This is a genomic window from Rhodococcus sp. 06-221-2 (assembly GCF_002258365.1).
Lineage (GTDB): Bacteria > Actinomycetota > Actinomycetes > Mycobacteriales > Mycobacteriaceae > Rhodococcoides > Rhodococcoides fascians.
On record NZ_NOYJ01000029.1, the window covers coordinates 53,519 to 70,834 of the forward strand.

Below are 17,316 nucleotides of genomic sequence, written 5' to 3' on the forward strand. Positions count from 1 at the left end.
ACGCGGTTCGGTCTACACCGTCGAACGTTTCGTCATCGACATCGGGAGCACATATGGGTCAGCTGGTTCGGGTACAGAATTTCACCGTCTCGAGCGACGGGATCGCTGCGGGCGAGGACCAGAGCCTTGAGAGCCCGTTCGGCCTCGACCATCTGGCATTGATGAGGTGGTACTTCGCCACCGCCAGTTTTCCTGGAGACGCCGGTTCGACCGGTAGCCGCGGACTCGACGACTATTTCGCCCGCGACTTCGCCCGCAACATCGGTGCCGAGATCATGGGCCGACACAAGTTCGGGCCACAACGCGGCCCCTGGGCCGATCACGAGTGGCAGGGCTGGTGGGGTGACGAGCCGCCGTTCCACACGCCCGTCTTCGTGCTCACCCACCACGAACGGCCGTCGATCACACTCTCCGACACCACGTTTCACTTCGTCGACGGCGAGCCCGCCGACGTACTGAAACAGGCGAAGGAGGCGGCCGACGGGAAGGACGTGCGACTCGGCGGTGGCGTCACGAGTATCCGCGAGTTCCTCGACGCAGATCTGGTCGACACCATGCACATCGCCGTCACACCCATCGAATTCGGCTCGGGCCTGAAGCTGTGGGATTCACCCGACGAATTCAACGACAGATTCGAGCACGAAGTTGTCCCGAGTAGCAGCGGTATGACTCATCACCTGTTCTGGCGTAGGTAGCCTGGCCGGATCAATGCGCCTTCGTTGCACTCTGACCGACTGAAACCCACATTGATCCCAACCGAGGCACGAGGAATACCCCCAGCGCGAGTATTGGGGCAAGTGAGAACATCTCAGGCGGAGTCGGCGTCGGAGGGGAAATCCGATGCCGACATTCCGAGGTGCTCGATGTGATAGACGGCCTCGTCGAGCAACATCGCGACGTGGTTGTCGTACAGGCGATAGATGACGCTTCGGCCCGAGCGAGTCCCGGTGACCAGTCCCATGGCGCGTAACAACCGGAGCTGATGCGACACCGCCGACTGTTCCATTTCCACTGCGTCGGCCAAATCGTTGACCCCGCTCGGCCCCTGCCGTAGCTGCGTCAGAATGCGCAGTCGGCTCGGTGTGGCCAGAGCCTGGAGGGTCGCGGCCACCGTGGCGGCAGATTCGGCATCGAGCTGCGCAGGTGGCGTGCTGCGTCCCTCGACTCCATGTCCCATGCGACAACTATAGTTTATGTACACATGTAAAGGTCTTCATGTAATCCTGTACGGTGAGGTTTGCCCTTTCCGACGGAACGAAGGCCCGCATGACTTCCACCAGCACCGCCCCGGCACCGGCCGACGTGCGACATCCAGCCGGCGCAAGCCGCACCCGTCTAGTCGACATCGCCGAAGTCAGATGGGCGCTGGCCGCGACAGCACTGTTCGCCCTCGGACTTCTCGCGCAATTGATCGACGCGCCGACATGGACGTACTGGGCGCTCTACCTCGCCTGCTACGCCACCGGTGGGTGGGAGCCTGCGCTGGAAGGACTCCGGGCGCTGCGGGACCGAACGCTCGACGTCGACCTGCTGATGATCGTCGCCGCACTCGGTGCCGCGGCGATCGGGCAGATCTTCGACGGCGCACTGCTGATCGTCATCTTCGCCACTTCCGGTGCCCTCGAAGCGGTGCTCACCAGACGCACCGCCGACTCGATTCGGAGTTTGCTGGATCTGGCACCCGAGACCGCGACCGTGCTCGACACCTCCGGCCACGAACGAACGGTCGATGCATCCGACCTTCGTCCAGGCGACATCGTGACAGTGCGCCCCGGCGAACGCATTTCGGGTGAAGGCACCATCGTCGACGGCGCATCCGACATCGATCAGGCCTCGATCACGGGGGAATCGGTACCCGTCTCGAAATCCGAGGGCGACGAGGTGTTCGCCGGCACCATCAACGGCACCGGCGCACTACGGATCAGGATCGACGTCGACCCGTCCGACACGATCATCGCGCGCATCGTCACCATGGTCGAGCACGCGTCCGAGACCAAGGCCGAGAAGCAACTGTTCATAGAGAAAGTCGAGCAGTACTACTCGAAGACCGTCGTGCTCTGTACCGCAGCGATATTCGCGGTGCCGATGCTGCTCGGGAACGACCTCGAATCGTCGTTGCTGCGAGCGATGACGTTCATGATCGTCGCGTCACCGTGCGCGGTGGTCCTGGCGACCATGCCGCCCCTACTCGCAGCGATGGCCACCGCGGGCAGAAACGGCGTACTGGTCAAGTCTGCCGTGGCGATGGAACAGCTGCGCTCCATCGACACGGTCGCCTTCGACAAGACGGGGACCCTCACCGAGGGAACACCCCGGGTGGAGTGCATCGATATTCTGGGAACCCTGGACGAGCACGAAGTGCTCCGCCTGGCAGCTGCGGCCGAGAACGGAAGCGAGCACCCGATCGGACTCGCTGTCGTCGACTACGCCACGAGGCGAGGCGTCGCGATCACCACGGCAACGCACTTCGATTCGACACCCGGCATGGGAGTCACGGCCACGGTCGACGGCCGCACCGTCACGGTCACCAAACCCGAAGCCGCACCGCACAACACGAACGCCCCGGCCGAGCGCACAGCCGCCCTTCGAGAAGCCGAGGGCATGACGGCGGTGATCGTGCACCTCGACGGAGAAGCGATCGCGGTGATCGGACTCGTCGACATCGTTCGCGCCGAAGCCGACACCACGGTCGCAGGTCTCGAACGTCTGGTCGGCACCCGACCGGTGCTCCTCACCGGCGACAACGACCGCGTCGCTCGAGCAGTGGCAGCGCGCGCCGGCATTGTCGACGTACGCGCGGGACTGCTGCCCCAGGACAAGGCCGAGGCCGTCACACAACTGCAAAACGAACGTACCGACGGCGAGACCCCGCGGCGAGTGCTGTTGGTCGGCGACGGCGTCAACGACGCGCCGGCGATGGCCACGGCCGACATCGGTGTCGCCATGGGACGTCGAGGATCCGATCTCGCGCTCGACACCGCCGATGCCGTCCTGATCCGCGACGACCTCGGGGCCCTGGCGTCCGTCATCGCGCTTTCGCGGCGGGCTCACCGCATCGTGGTCGCGAACCTGGCGATTGCGGCGACGTTCATCGTGGTGTTGGTCGCCTGGGATCTGATCGGTACCCTTCCGCTACCGATCGGCGTGGCCGGTCACGAAAGCTCCACGGTCATCGTCGCTTTGAACGGGATGCGATTGCTGTCCTCGCGTGCCTGGAAGCAGAAAGCGTCCCGATCAGCCCCGTAGACCCCAGTGTTCGATCCAATCCAACGCACTCATCTCTCCCGGCGTGACGCCCGCATTGCGGGCCGATGCCTCGGCATTACGGATCAACGCCGCGAAATCGAGTACTCGACGCCGTAATGCGTCCTCGGCACTGTCCCCGCCGTTCGAATGGTCGACGCCGATGTGGACGACCCGTAGACCGTCCGGAACGAGCTCGTCGGGCAGTCCCGCCTTGCTGGCGCGTCCGATCACCTTCTGCGCCAATGCAAGTGACGGCTGAGACATCGCGATGCCGTCCAGGCAGGAGCCCCTGGCTTTTTCCGACGCCTTCTTCTCTTCCCACATCCGCTCCTGCTCGACGATGTCGATCGGTCCGGTGTCGGTTCGGCTCAGATGCGGGCTGCGGTGTGTCAGCTTCCGCACCAGACCTGCGGCAACGTCATCGACGTCGAAGGGGTCCTCGGCGGCGTCCTGAGCGATCCGGGAGTGAAAGAGCACCTGTAACAACAGGTCTCCCAGCTCTTCACGGAGGTCGACCAAGTTGCCGGCGGCGATGGCGTCGAGCAGCTCGTAGGTTTCTTCCAGAAGATAGCCGCGCAGCGACTCGTGCGTCTGCTGAGCTTCCCAGCCGCCGACGCTACGCAAACGGTCCATCAGCTGGACCGCCGCGATGACGTCGTCGCCAGGAAGCTTCTCGGCCGCGACGACGCGTTCGCCGCGGGCGATCCGGTTCTGTACATCGGGATTGGTCCGGTCGGTGCTCACCAACACGGCATCGACGTCGTCGGGCGCGGCGGTGCCGGAGAACAACCAGCGCACCTTCACCGGAACCTCTTCGGTGAACTGCACTGCGCCACCGAGAAATTCGACGGCGTCCACCGGTACCTGAGTAGGACGAACAGGGTCGAGCAGAACGATCGTCACCGCTACACCCCCACAGTTTGCTCCAACAGGACGGACCGAGATGGCTTCCCGTCCAAGGATAGGATGAGATCGGCGATGAACTGCACCAATTCGACATCGCGGACGCGCGCCGCTCCGACACCGCCGCCTTCGACGCGGGGCAACGGCAGCTGCACCACTCCGGTGGTCGCACGATACGTCGCGCTCGGGTAGAGGCGCTTGAGCCTGATCTGCTTGGAATCGGGCAGGTCCATCGGAGCCAATTTCACCTGTGTCCCGGCCACATTGACGTCGGTCAGGCCGTACTCCTTGGCGATCAAGCGCAGCTTCGCGATGGAGACCAGGCGGCCGACCTCCTCGGGTAGCGGGCCGTAGCGATCGACGAGTTCGTCGATGACGGCGTCGATGCCCTCGGAGTCGGCCGCGGCGGCGAGCTTCCGGTAGCCCTCGAGCCGAAGCCGGTCGCTGGTGACGTAATCCGGCGGGATGTTCGCATCGACGGGGAGGTCGATACGCACTTCCTTGGGTGCCTCGTCCGTCGTGATCGGCTTACCGTCGGCGGCAGCGCGGTAGGCCTCGACCGCTTCACCGACGAGCCGCACGTACAGATCGAATCCGACGCCGGCGACGTGGCCCGACTGCTCGGCTCCCAGAACGTTTCCGGCACCACGAATTTCGAGGTCCTTCATCGCCACGGCCATACCGGCTCCGAGGTCGGAGTTCTGCGAGATGGTCGCCAAACGGTCGTAGGCGGTTTCGGTGAGCGGCTTCTCCGGCGGGTACAGGAAGTACGCGTACCCGCGTTCGCGGCTACGACCCACTCGACCGCGCAGCTGATGCAGCTGGGACAGGCCGAGCGAATCGGAGCGTTCGACGATCAGCGTGTTGGCGTTGGAGATATCGAGACCGGTCTCGATGATGGTGGTGCACACCAGCACGTCGGTCTCGCGTTGCCAGAAACCCTGCACGGTGCGTTCGAGCGTTTCCTCGTTCATCTGACCGTGTGCGGTCGCCACTCGCGCCTCGGGGACGAGATCCCGAATCTTCTTGGCGGCCTTGTCGATCGAGCTCACTCGGTTGTGCACGAAGAACACCTGGCCGTCGCGCAGCAATTCACGCCGAATGGCGGCCGCAACCTGCTTGTCGTTGTAGGCACCGACGTAGGTCAGCACCGGATGTCGCTCCTCGGGCGGGGTCAGGATGGTCGACATCTCGCGAATGCCCGCCAGGCTCATCTCCAGCGTTCGCGGAATCGGGGTGGCCGACATCGTCAGCACGTCGACGTGAGTACGGAGCGACTTGATGTGCTCCTTGTGCTCGACGCCGAAACGCTGCTCCTCGTCGACTATGACCAGGCCGAGGTCCTTCCAGGCGACACCGGTCTGCAGCAACCTGTGCGTGCCGACGACGATGTCGACGGTGCCGTCGGCCAAACCGGCCATCACTTCTTTGGAATCGGCACCGTGGGTGAAGCGCGAGAGCCCTTTGACCGTCACCGGGAACGACGCCATCCGCGCGGTGAACGTCTGCAGATGCTGTTGCGCGAGCAGCGTTGTCGGGACCAGGACGGCCACCTGCTTGCCGTCCTGAACTGCCTTGAACGCGGCACGCACGGCGATCTCGGTCTTGCCGTAACCCACATCGCCGAGGATGACGCGGTCCATCGGGACGGCCTTCTCCATGTCGGCCTTGACCTCGGTGATGGCCGTCATCTGATCGACCGTCTCGGTGAACCCGAACGCATCTTCCATCTCGCGCTGCCACGGAGTGTCGGCCCCGAAGGCGTGTCCCGGAGCCGCCTGGCGAGCGGCATACAGCTGCACGAGTTCGCCGGCGATCTCGCGAACCGCCTTGCGCGCCTTGCGTTTGGTGTTCGCCCAGTCGGACCCGCCGAGCTTGCTCAGTGTCGGCAGTTCGCCGCCGACGTAGCGCGAGAGTTGATCGAGCGAATCCATCGGCACGAACAGGCGGTCGCCGGGGTGACCGCGCTTGCTCGGCGCGTATTCGACGACGAGGTATTCGCGCCGGGCACCGCCGATGGTGCGCTCGACCATCTCGACGAACCGGCCGATGCCGTGCTGATCGTGGACGACGCTGTCACCGGCGACGAGAGCCAGCGGATCGACCTGATTGCGACGCTTCGCCGGTAGCTTGCGCCCCTCCCCCGCCGCCGCGACGCGGTTTCCGGTGAGATCGCTCTCGGTGACGACCACGAGCTTCGCGTCGGGAAACACCAGACCGTCGTGCAACGATCCGCACAGGACGTTGACGACGTCCGGAACCGGGACGGCACCGGAATCGAGATGTGCGGCAGGCACTTCGGCCTCGGCGAGGCGCTCGATGATGCGCTTGGCGGTACCGGCTCCGGCCACGGAGATGACGGCCCGTCCCCCGGTGGCGATGTGAGCTCGCAGGGTGGCGTACAACGCCGTCAACGCTTCCTCAGAACCTCGCACCTCGGGCACCGGATCGACGGCGAGCTCCACTTCTTCGCCGTTGCCCGACGCCAAGGGGCTGATGGTCCACCACGGCCGGCCGTGCACCTGGGCCGATTCACGTACCTGCCGCAGCGAGCGGTACGCGGAGGCACCGAGATCGAGCGAGGCCCCCTCCAGGCTGGACGTATCGAGGGTGGACGTATCCAGTGGCGCGGCTCCGCCGATGGACGCCGCAGTCCAGGACGCTTCGAGGAACTCCTGGCCCGTGCGCACCAGATCTGTTGCGCGCGTGCGGATTCGCTCGGGATCGCAGAGCAACACATGCGTTCCGGCGGGGAGGGTATCGGCGAGCAGTTGTAACTCGCCGGGTTGCAGCAGCGGCAGCAGCGCCTCCATGCCCTCCACCGGGACTCCGGCCGACAGCTTGTCCAGCATCTCGACCAACGCGGTGTCCCCGGCATTGTCGGCTGCGAGAACCGCGGCTCGGTCGCGGACCTCCTGTGTGAGAAGCAGTTCCCGGCACGGCGGCGCGATGACGAGATCGACCTCGTGATCGGGGAGCGATCGCTGATCGGAGACGGCGAATGCGCGAAGCTCGGTGATCTCGTCGCCCCAGAATTCGACGCGGACCGGATGGTCGGCCGTCGGCGAGAACAGGTCGAGAATGCCGCCGCGGACTGCGAATTCGCCGCGCTTGCCCACCATGTCGACACGCAGGTAGCCGAATTCGACGAGGCGATGGATCAACCCGTCGAAGTCGAGGTCGAGCCCGACCTTCAGCGTGACGGGTTCGATCTCGCCGAGGCCCGGGGCCATCGGTTGCACCAGCGAGCGGACGGTGGTGACGATGACACGCAGCGGATCGCCGTAGTCACTGTCACCGGGGCGCGCGAGACGACGGAGAACGTCCAAGCGCTTTCCGACGGTGTCGGCGCTGGGCGAGAGCCGCTCGTGCGGCAGCGTCTCCCACGACGGGAACATGGCGACGCCGCCACCGAGAATCTGGGTGAGTTCACTGGTGAGGTCGTCGGCTTCGCGTCCCGTCGCAGTAACGATCAGCAATTGGGTGTGCTGTGCGATTGCGGCGGCCACGAACGGGCGCACCGAGTGCGGCCCGATCAACGTGTGCTCGGCCGTTCCGATCGCGTCGGCAACCGCGACCATCGACGCATCCGTCAACGCGACACTGGCGAGCCCCGAAAGATGAAGCGCCGCGTCGGGAACGATCGGGGCCGGCCCGGACGTGGTCATGGCAGGCAGAGAATCGGAAGACAACAGCAATGCTCCTGAACGAGTCGAGGCGATGGCTGCGCGCGCACAGTCCCATCGAGTCTATGGGAGCGCACCGACACCGTGACACGCGGGAGATGCCGCCGAACCAGGACCGACCCCGGGAATCGGGGCCTCGAAAAACGAAGCCTGGAACTACGGACCGAAGCGAATGACGCGACGGGCAGCGAATTCGCGGAAGTAGTCCAACTTGTTGGTCGGCACCAACGCGGGGAGCAGGTAGTACCAGAGTCGCTCCATGCGCGAGGGCAGTTCCTCGGTGGTGGAGGTAGCGACGGCGACCATGTGAACGCCGGTGAGGATTTCGAGCACGAGCGAACCGATGGTGCTCGGATCCGAACTGGGGTCGATGTCGCCCTGTGCGATGGCCTTGGCGGCGAGCTTGTCGAACGCGACGCTCCAGCCGGCCATGACATTGCCCTCGGTGCCGCGGTAATCACCGATCTGATGGCTCAAACGCAGCATCGCCGAGACCATCGGGTCGGTGACGGACAGGTCGACGACGATGTAGGAGATACCGATCGCAGCTTCCAGAGCCGGGATACGCCCGTCGTTGAACTGCAGGCAGGCCGCGGTCAGACGCGCATTGCCCTCGTCGATGACCGCACGTGCGAGTTCTTCCTTCGACCCGAAATGGAAGTACAACGCGCCCTTGGTGACCTGGGACTGAGAGATGATTTCACTGAGGCTCGCGTTCGCGTACCCGAGGCGCAGAAAGACATTCGCTGCGCCTGCAAGCACGGTGTCGCGAGTGATCTCAGCGCGAGCCTGCCTGACCATAGGATCCGCCTCTGCGATTGAACTTCCACTGCGCAAATTACGCCCGAACGGTACCACTGAGCAGCTTTACGTTTGACGCCAACATGCATCGGTCCGGATGACGATCGCCCCTGATGTGTTGCGGCCCTCCCGCCCGACAAAGGGGACGATACCCCCTTTTTTCCTCGGTGAGAGCCGAAACAGAGTTGTCATTCCTCGGTCAGTCGAGGGTCCGCCTCCAGATTCGTCAGCCCGTTCCAGCACAGGTTCACCACGTGCGCCGCAACCACTTCCTTGGGCGGCGTTCGCACGTCGAGCCACCACTGGGCCGTCATCGACACCATTCCGACCAATGCCTGCGCATACATCGGCGCGAATTCCGGATCCAGACCACGTCGCGAGAAATCCCCCGCGAGCATGTGCCCGACGCGTCCCACGGCCTCGTTGAGGAGAGACGAGTACTTGCCGTCCTCGGCCGATGCCGGCGAATCCCGGACCAGAATGCGGAATCCGTCGGTGCGCTCCTCGATGTACGTCAGCAGGGCGAGCGCGACTCGTTCGACCCGAATACGCGACCGGTTGAGTTCGAGAGAACTGGTGATCATGCCCAGCAGCGTCGACATCTCGCGATCCACGATGACGGCATAGAGGCCTTCCTTGCCCCCGAAGTGTTCGTAGACCACCGGCTTGGACACGTTCGCGCGTCCGGCGATCTCCTCCACCGACGCCGCCTCGTACCCACGCTCGGCGAACAGCGTGCGCCCCACCTCGATCAACTGCTCGCGTCTCTGTGTCCCCGTCATGCGGACACGAGGTGTGCGTTCCTGCTCGGAGGCTGCGCCTGTCATCGAAAACCGCTTCCGTCACCGACCGTGGGCAATTCGGACGTCGAATCGACGCCTACTACAGACTAACGATGCCCGATCCATCCGTTTTTCCTGTCGCAGGGGCCGCGCCGGAACGACGCAAGTGGTCTGTTATGCGTCGCGGTTCGACTCACCGCCACCTCTCATGCGAGGATCGGTGCGCTCAGTGGGAGCGCAGCGGCTAACGAAGGCGTCGTTCGATTCGTCGGCCACTGCTGCCACCGCTGGTCGATTATCCGCCGTGGTGTAATGGCAGCACCTCTGATTTTGGTTCAGATAGTTCAGGTTCGAGTCCTGGCGGCGGAGCGAGCAAGACCATTCGTGCATGCCCGTTTCGCGTCATCGCCCCGAGGAGCTCAATGCCTGTGCAGACCGCCGTGGTCGTTCTCGCTGCGGGTGCAGGTACCCGAATGCGGTCCAAGACTCCGAAAGTTCTGCATCCCCTGGCCGGCCGCACCATGCTCGCCCATGCGCTGCACGCCGCCGCCGATCTTGGTCCGGACCACCTGGTCACCGTCGTCGGCCACGATCGCGAACGGGTGAGCGCCGCAGTTCACGATCTGGCCGCCACGTTCGGCCGCACCATCCACACCGCAGTGCAGGACCGACAGCTCGGTACCGGGCACGCCGTCCAGTGCGGCCTTGCGGCGCTACCGGACGACTTCGAGGGCACCGTCCTCGTCACTGCCGCCGACGTCCCGCTGCTCGACGGCCATACCCTCAAAGCTCTGCTCGACGAGCACCTGAGCGCTCCCCGCCCGGCGGCGGCGACGGTACTGACCTTCCTCCCCGAGGATGCCAACGGCTACGGCCGCATCGTGCGTACGAACGACGGCGAGGTGGCCGAGATCGTCGAACATGCCGACGCCACCCCCGCTCAGGTCCTCATCGGTGAGGTCAACTCCGGCGTCTACGCATTCGACGCGGTCGCTCTGCGCACGGCATTGGGCAAGCTCAGCACCGCCAATGCGCAGCACGAGCTGTACCTGACCGACGTCGTCAAGATCAGCAAGGCCGACGGCAAGGCCGTCTACGGCACCCAGCTCGCCGATCCGGACCTGGTGGTGGGCGTCAACGATCGCGTTCAGCTGGCGCACGTCACGTCCGTGCTCAACCGCCACATCATCGAACGACACATGCGCGCAGGAGTGACCGTCGTCGATCCCGCGACCACCTGGATCGACATCGACGTAACCCTCGGCGCGGACGTACGCATCGAACCCGGCGTCCAACTGCACGGCAAGACGCACATCGCCGACGACGCGGTCGTCGGTCCCGACTCGACACTGCGGGACGTCGAGATCGGCGAGCGCGCCTCGGTCGTGCGCACCCACGCCGAGCAGGCTGTCATCGGACCGGATGCGACGGTCGGGCCGTTCACCTACCTGCGCCCCGGAACTGTCCTCGGCACGGGCGGCAAGCTCGGTGCCTATGTGGAGACGAAGAACGCGACGATCGGCAACCACACCAAGGTCCCGCACCTCACCTACGTCGGCGACGCCACGATCGGGGAGCACAGCAACATCGGCTGCTCCAACGTCTTCGCCAACTATGACGGCGTCAACAAGAGCCGCACGGAAATCGGATCCCATGTACGCACAGGATCCGACTCGACGTTCGTCGCCCCTGTGCACGTGGGCGACGGCGCTTACACCGGTGCAGGAACAGTGGTTCGGGACGATGTTCCTCCCGGCGCACTGGCCGTGTCCGGTGGCAAGCAACGCAATATCGAAGGCTGGGTCGTTCACAACAGGCCCGGAACCGAAGCTGCACAGGCAGCGGCGCGCGCAGATCGTGCTCGGCAAGAACTAAAGGACGGCGAAAAGCAGTGACCACCCCTAATTGGATCGACAACCAGAAGAACCTCATGTTGTTCTCTGGCCGAGCACATCCGGAGTTGGCCGAGCAGGTCGCCAAGGAACTCGGTATCGACGTCACCCCGCAGACGGCACGTGACTTCGCCAACGGCGAGATCTTCGTGCGCTTCGAGGAGTCGGTCCGCGGATCGGACGCATTCGTTCTGCAGTCGCACCCGTTCCCGCTGAACACCTGGCTGATGGAACAGCTCATCATGATCGACGCACTCAAGCGTGGATCCGCCAAGCGCATCACCGCGATCCTCCCGTTCTACCCGTACGCACGCCAGGACAAGAAGCACCGCGGCCGCGAGCCGATCTCCGCTCGCCTCGTCGCCGATCTGCTCAAGACCGCCGGTGCCGACCGCATCATCACCGTCGATCTGCACACCGACCAGATCCAGGGCTTCTTCGACGGCCCCGTCGACCACATGCATGCACACAGCCAGCTCGCCGATCACATCCGCGGCAAGTACAGCCTCGAACACATCACCGTTGTCTCCCCCGACTCCGGCCGCGTGCGCGTGGCCGAAAAGTGGGCCGACTCGTTCGGCGGCGCACCGCTCGCCTTCATCCATAAGACGCGTGATCCCCTGGTGCCCAACCAGGTCAAGTCCAACCGCGTCGTCGGCGAGGTCGAAGGCCGCACCTGCATCCTCATCGACGACATGATCGACACCGGCGGCACCATCGCAGGCGCAGTCAAGGTCCTCAAAGAAGCCGGAGCGGGTGACGTCGTCATCGCCGCGACCCACGGCGTGCTGTCCAACCCGGCCGCCGAGCGCCTCGCGAACTGCGGTGCCAAGGAAGTCGTCGTCACCAACACCCTGCCGATCAGCGACGAGAAGCGCTTCGACACGCTGACCGAACTCTCGATCGCACCGCTGCTCGCCCGCACCATCCGCGAGGTCTTCGAAAACGGTTCGGTCACCAGCCTTTTCAACGGCAGCGCGTAACAGTAGGTCTGTTTCGCTCGATCCGAAACCCGCTCCGCCCGCTCCCCACCTGCACTGCATGAACTACGTCACGCCCGTGGCCGGAATATGCAGCTCGCGAGACGGGGGCGTGCGGGGCGGGTTTTGTTGTCACCTAAGATGACTCGTCGTGATCGACGCACATTCTCTCAACGCCCCGGCCGGAACTACTACCGTCAGAATCGCTCGATGGACGCCGGGCGGGTGCGTCTGGTGCGGCAGCACCGACAGCGTCGAAACCTTCCGTAACGAGCCGCGGTGCGGCCTGTGCCGAGAGAAGGAAGCCGTCATCGACGAGGCGAAGCACTTCATCGGCATGTACGGCCTGCGGCCTCTCGGTGGCACGCTCGCGTCCGACGACGAGGAGGAGCGCGAGTACCGCGTCACCGCCCGCGATGCGCGTGAGGTGCTCAACCGCATTCGACTCGAGAAGCTCCCCGACCCGGCCGCGGTCCGCAAAGCGTTGCGGCCCAGAGCCGCTGCTGCAGTGAACGCAGCGGCGTCTTCGTCGGCGACGACGTCGGGGTCTGCTCCGGCGAAGGCACCCACCAAGAAGTCGCAGGCCGGTGTCACAGGCATCGACGCGATCGAACTGCAGTCGCGGGTGGAGAAGTTGCTGACTCAACTCACCTCGGTGGACGAACAGATCAGCGCACTCGACGGCGCGCAGGGCCTACCGGCACGCGCACGTATGAAGGATCTCGAGAAGCAGCGGACGACCGTTCTGACGACGCTGGCCGCCCTCGAGAAGGCGCGTCGCCGCACCAACTGATGCACGTAGTCTGATCGAGTGCTGCGCAAGCTATCGATCTCACGGCAGGTACTCGACGCCGCGTACGCGGTCGTGTTCGTCCTGCTGCTGCTGGCGTCCACCGTGAACGGAGTCGCCGGCACCGCAGGTGTGGGCGTTCTGGTCGGGTTCGGCGTTGCACTGGCCATCCGACGCCGATCACCACGATGGTCCTTGGCGCTCGCCTGGGTGCTGGCCGTCGTGCAGATGGTCACCGGAGTGCTGCCGCTGTCTGCGGACACTGCGATCTTCGCAATTCTGTATTGCACGGCCGCGTACGGCGACAACGTGGTTCGACGCCTCGGGCTCGCGTCCGCCGTCGGCGGCGGAGTGATCGCAGCGGTGTATCTGGCCTACGTGGACGGAAATCCGTTCGGCCCACCCACGGAAGAGGGCTTTCAGGAACCCCGACTCCTACAGTTCGCTTTCCTCCTCGCGGGCCTGTGGGCGATACTCGGGTTGTCCTGGGCCTTGGGTCGCTTGGCCTACGCGCGGCGCACATCGATCGAATCCGCGCACGCCCGTGAGCTCGCTGAGGTTCATCAGGCCCGCGCCGAGCACGAGGTGGCAATCGAGCAGGAGCGCAACCGAATTGCCCGCGACATGCACGACATCGTGGCGCATTCGCTGGCCGTGGTGATCGCACAGGCCGACGGCGCGCGGTACGTACGCGCTGTCGATCCCGCCGCGGTGGACACCGCACTGACCACCATCTCCGATACCGCTCGCGCCGCGCTGTCCGATGTACGGGTGCTACTCGGCCAGCTGCGACACAGTCAAGGCGACCTGCCGAACCCTACGTCTGAGGATCTGGATCGACTGCTCGCCTCGATGCGGGCCACCGGTCTGCAGATCGACGCCACCATCGACACCACCGGCTCGTCGTTGGGGGCCGGAGCGCACCTGGCGCTGTACCGCATCGCACAGGAATCGTTGACCAATGCGCTGCGCCACGGCGACCCGGACGAGCCGGTGTCCGTCACCATCGAATCCGATTCTGCCGGCGTCGAACTGACGGTCCGCAACAGTGTCCGTCCCGGCCGTTCGGTCACCGAATCCTCCGGCCACGGGGTCGCCGGCATGAAGGAGCGTGCCGGTCTCTCGGGCGGTACGTGCATTGCGTCCGGTGACGACTCGTCGTGGACCGTCACTGCGTGGCTGCCTGCCGCGTCCGAAGCCAGCAAGGGAAAAGTGTCATGAGCGAGCGCATCAGAGTGGCCCTGGTGGACGACCAGCAACTGTTCCGGGCGGGCATTCGTATGCTCATCTCCTCCCAGTCCGACCTCGAGTTCGTCGGGGAAGCCGGGAACGGCGTCGAGGCCGTTGCGCTCGCTGCGTCCGCAACGCCGGACGTGATGCTCATGGACGTGCGGATGCCGGTGCTCGACGGTATCGCCGCCACCGAGCAGATCCTGGCCGCATCCGAGCACCCGCCCCGGATTCTGGTCTTGACGACGTTCGACCTCGACGAGAGCGCTGCACGTGCAATCCGTTCCGGTGCAAGCGGATTCGTACTCAAGGACGCCGACCCTGAGTTCCTGCTCGCGGCGATCCGCACGGTGCACGCGGGCAACTCGGTCATTGCCGCGTCGGCGACGACCGGCCTGCTCGCGCACTTCACCCCGACTCCCGCTGTACCGAAGGCACCGGCCGAATTCGCCACTCTCACGGCGCGGGAGAAGGAGCTGTTCAGGCTCACCGCACGCGGGTTGAGCAACTCCGAGATCGCCGAGCTGGAGTACCTCAGCGAAGCCACCGTAAAGACACACATCAGCCGCATCTTCGCCAAACTCCACCTGCGTGATCGGGTGCAGTTGGTGGTCTACGCCTTCGAGCACGGACTGACTGGAGACTGACACCGAAGTCATCCTGCAGATGTACGACGCGAAGACTCGCGCCTGATTACTTCGGTCCGGCGAATTCATAGCGTTGTTGCCATGACCATCACAGCAGGCCCTGTTGCACGGGCATTTCAAGTCAGCAAGCATTTCGGCGACTCGTCCAACCCGGTGAGCGCGCTCGACAACGTCTCTCTCGACATTCACGGCGGCCGGTTCACCGCCATCATGGGGCCATCGGGTTCCGGCAAGTCCACCCTCATGCATGTCATGGCAGGGTTGGACACCCCCAGTTCCGGGCAGCTCATGCTGGCCGGAGCCGACATCACGTCGGCGGGCGACGACGCTCTGACGACGTTGCGCCGCAAGCAGGTCGGCTTCATCTTCCAGTCGTTCAATCTCGTTCCGACGCTCGACGTCAGGGGCAACATTCTGCTGCCGTTCGAGCTGGACGGCCGCGCGCCCACCGCTGAGGAGTCGGCCTGGATCGAGCAACTCATCGACACCCTGGGGTTGCAGAGCCGCGTCGGGCACCGGCCCCATCAGCTCTCGGGTGGGCAGCAGCAACGCGTCGCGATCGCTCGCGCTCTGGGTACTCGGCCGCAGCTGATCTTCGCCGACGAGCCCACCGGCAACCTCGATTCCCGCACCGGGCGTGAGGTTCTCGGCCTCCTCGCTGCGGCGGTACATCAGTACGGTCAATCCATCGTGATGGTCACCCACGATCCAGTCGCGGCCAGTTACGCCGATCGCATCGTCTTCCTCGCCGACGGCCGCATCGTCGACGAACTGGGACGTTCGACGCCGGAACAGATCTCGAACTACATGCTGGGAATGGAAGGTGTTCTCCGATGAGCGTGTCCACATCTGCTCGGGCGTCTCGGGAACACGGTGCGAGCATTCTGGTGACGGCGCTCGCGTCGTTCTTCGGCGTCGTGCTGATCCAGGCCACTGCGTTTCTGGTCGACATCTTCGACGACGGCAGCGACAGCACCGGAATCGTGGCGTTGTACTGCGTAGCCCTGGTGTTCATCGGCCTTGCCCTGTATGTCGCGGCTGTCGTCACCTCCAACACGTTCGCGACGATCGTGGCCGGCCGCACCCGCACCATCGCGCTGCTCCGCCTACTGGGTGCCCGGGCTCGCGATCTGCGTCGATCGGTCGCCCGGGAAGGCTTCCTCGTCGGGTTGTTCGGTGGCGCAGTCGGTCTGGTGCTCGGTGTCGGTGTCAGTCACCTGGCCCGCGCCGTCGCGGTATCGGCCCGCCAATTGCCGGACGTGCAGTACACGTCCGTACAACCGCTCGTGGTCCTTCCCGTCGTCACCGTGGTTCTGACGACGACGCTGGCGTCGTACGTCGGATCACGGAAAGTTCTGGACGTCACTCCGATTCAGGCGACCGGCGGTGCCGTCGACACCGGAATCGAGACCCCACGGTCGAGGCGGGTACGGACGGTGTTGTCGATCGTGCTCATCGCGGGCGGTGTCGTGCTGCTCGGCCTCGGTGTGCTGATCGGGATGGTCAACCCCGGCGGAGTACTGGTCGCGTTCTTCGGCGGTGTGGCATCGTTCACCGGCATCATGGTGGGTGCGTACCGCATTCTGCCCGGCGTGCTCCGACTCGTCGGAAGGATGGCGGGCCGCGGGCCGGCCGCACGATTGGCGTCCGCCAACGCAATTCGCTATCCGGATCGCAGCACCCGCACTGCAGTGGGCCTGCTCATCGGGGTGACCTTGGTGGTCACCTTCGCAGTCGCGATGTACAGCTATCGATCGATGCTCGTCGACGAGTACGACGAGGAGACCATCGGTCAAGTGCTGACGGTAACCGTCGGAATCATGACCGGCCTCATCGGTTTCTCCGCCGTCATCGCCGCGGTCGGCATGGTGAACAACCTGCTGCTGAGCATTCTGCAACGTACCCGGGAAATCGGTCTGTTGCGCGCACTCGGATTCACCCGCAAGCAGATTCGTTCCATGATCGTCTCGGAGAGCACCCAGATGGTGGTCGCGTCGATGGGCTTCGGGCTGATCCTCGGAATCGGATACGGTTGGGCCGCAGCACAATCGCTGCTGGGTTCGCTGAGCGGCGGCGGCGTGTCTGCTCCGACACTCCCCTGGGCCGTCATCGCAGGCACGGTACTGTGCGGCGGGCTTCTGGCGCTCGGAGCATCGTTGGCACCGGCGCGGCGGGCGAACAAGATCTCGCCGGTACTCGCGTTGGCGGACACCTGACCTCGAGGCTTCCGGGTTGGCTACCAGGGGCATGGTTGCGCACTACCGACGCCGATCGACGGAAATCCGTCGATCGGCGACCGTAGCGTGCAACCGTGCCCGCTCCGCCGGGCAGTCCTGTGGATAACGTCGTCGAGTTATCC

The 17,316-nt window shown here is 64.9% G+C and carries 14 protein-coding genes and 1 tRNA gene; 10 read left to right on the forward strand and 5 right to left on the reverse strand.

Translation table 11 applies throughout. From position 1 onward, the window contains the following. The first annotated feature begins 53 nt into the window (after nt 1-53). Nucleotides 54-695 (forward strand): dihydrofolate reductase family protein, encoded by a 642-nt coding sequence (locus CH281_RS15045; RefSeq protein ID WP_094694705.1) that lies wholly within the window; start codon nt 54-56, stop codon nt 693-695. Nucleotides 696-808: 113 nt separating this feature from the next. On the opposite strand, the gene CH281_RS15050 is transcribed toward CH281_RS15045, so the two are convergent. Next, nucleotides 809-1,177 carry an ArsR/SmtB family transcription factor gene (locus CH281_RS15050; RefSeq protein WP_027496107.1) on the reverse strand — a complete coding sequence of 123 codons (369 nt, stop codon included), beginning with the start codon at nt 1,175-1,177 and terminating at the stop codon, nt 809-811. Nucleotides 1,178-1,266: 89 nt separating this feature from the next. On the opposite strand from CH281_RS15050, the gene CH281_RS15055 reads away from it, so the two are divergent. Further along, nucleotides 1,267-3,246, forward strand: a complete 1,980-nt coding sequence (locus tag CH281_RS15055) for a heavy metal translocating P-type ATPase (protein ID WP_094694707.1) — start codon at nt 1,267-1,269, stop codon at nt 3,244-3,246. Here CH281_RS15055 and CH281_RS15060 read toward each other — a convergent pair. The 4 genes from CH281_RS15060 to CH281_RS15075 form a co-directional block, all read right to left on the reverse strand. Continuing rightward, entirely contained in the window at nt 3,235-4,149 is a 915-nt protein-coding gene (locus tag CH281_RS15060) for a MazG family protein (RefSeq protein ID WP_027496105.1), read from the reverse strand. The two genes, CH281_RS15055 and CH281_RS15060, sit on opposite strands and share 12 nt — an antisense overlap. A gap of 2 nt (nt 4,150-4,151) precedes the next feature. Continuing rightward, nucleotides 4,152-7,817, reverse strand: a complete 3,666-nt coding sequence (mfd, locus tag CH281_RS15065) for a transcription-repair coupling factor (RefSeq protein WP_048319481.1) — start codon at nt 7,815-7,817, stop codon at nt 4,152-4,154. 174 nt (nt 7,818-7,991) lie between these two features. Beyond that, nucleotides 7,992-8,636 carry a ScbR family autoregulator-binding transcription factor gene (locus tag CH281_RS15070; protein ID WP_094694709.1) on the reverse strand — a complete coding sequence of 215 codons (645 nt, stop codon included), beginning with the start codon at nt 8,634-8,636 and terminating at the stop codon, nt 7,992-7,994. A 188-nt stretch (nt 8,637-8,824) separates the two neighbouring features. After that, nucleotides 8,825-9,463: a TetR/AcrR family transcriptional regulator gene (locus CH281_RS15075; protein WP_032364106.1), complete on the reverse strand. Its 639-nt coding sequence runs from the start codon at nt 9,461-9,463 to the stop codon at nt 8,825-8,827. Between the two features lie 253 nt (nt 9,464-9,716). Here CH281_RS15075 and CH281_RS15080 point away from each other — a divergent pair. From CH281_RS15080 to CH281_RS15115, 8 genes are all read left to right on the forward strand, one after another. Next, nucleotides 9,717-9,787, forward strand: a tRNA-Gln gene (locus CH281_RS15080). A gap of 53 nt (nt 9,788-9,840) precedes the next feature. Further along, nucleotides 9,841-11,313 (forward strand): bifunctional UDP-N-acetylglucosamine diphosphorylase/glucosamine-1-phosphate N-acetyltransferase GlmU, encoded by a 1,473-nt coding sequence (gene glmU / locus CH281_RS15085; protein ID WP_027496101.1) that lies wholly within the window; start codon nt 9,841-9,843, stop codon nt 11,311-11,313. After that, the gene (locus CH281_RS15090; protein WP_027496100.1) at nt 11,310-12,293 is read left to right on the forward strand and encodes a ribose-phosphate diphosphokinase; all 984 of its coding nucleotides are present in this window, start codon (nt 11,310-11,312) and stop codon (nt 12,291-12,293) included. The genes glmU and CH281_RS15090 overlap by 4 nt, the downstream gene beginning before the upstream one ends. A gap of 148 nt (nt 12,294-12,441) precedes the next feature. Then, nucleotides 12,442-13,083, forward strand: a complete 642-nt coding sequence (locus tag CH281_RS15095) for a hypothetical protein (protein ID WP_027496099.1) — start codon at nt 12,442-12,444, stop codon at nt 13,081-13,083. Between the two features lie 18 nt (nt 13,084-13,101). After that, complete coding sequence (locus tag CH281_RS15100) at nt 13,102-14,301, forward strand: sensor histidine kinase (protein ID WP_032373017.1); 1,200 nt, start codon at nt 13,102-13,104, stop codon at nt 14,299-14,301. Further along, nucleotides 14,298-14,957, forward strand: coding sequence for a response regulator (locus CH281_RS15105; RefSeq protein ID WP_032364108.1), 660 nt, complete (start codon nt 14,298-14,300; stop codon nt 14,955-14,957). Before CH281_RS15100 ends, CH281_RS15105 begins: the two co-directional genes overlap by 4 nt. A gap of 81 nt (nt 14,958-15,038) precedes the next feature. Next, nucleotides 15,039-15,794, forward strand: a complete 756-nt coding sequence (locus CH281_RS15110) for an ABC transporter ATP-binding protein (protein ID WP_032371206.1) — start codon at nt 15,039-15,041, stop codon at nt 15,792-15,794. Beyond that, nucleotides 15,791-17,173, forward strand: a complete 1,383-nt coding sequence (locus CH281_RS15115; protein ID WP_027496095.1) for an ABC transporter permease — start codon at nt 15,791-15,793, stop codon at nt 17,171-17,173. Before CH281_RS15110 ends, CH281_RS15115 begins: the two co-directional genes overlap by 4 nt. Nucleotides 17,174-17,316 lie beyond the last annotated feature (143 nt).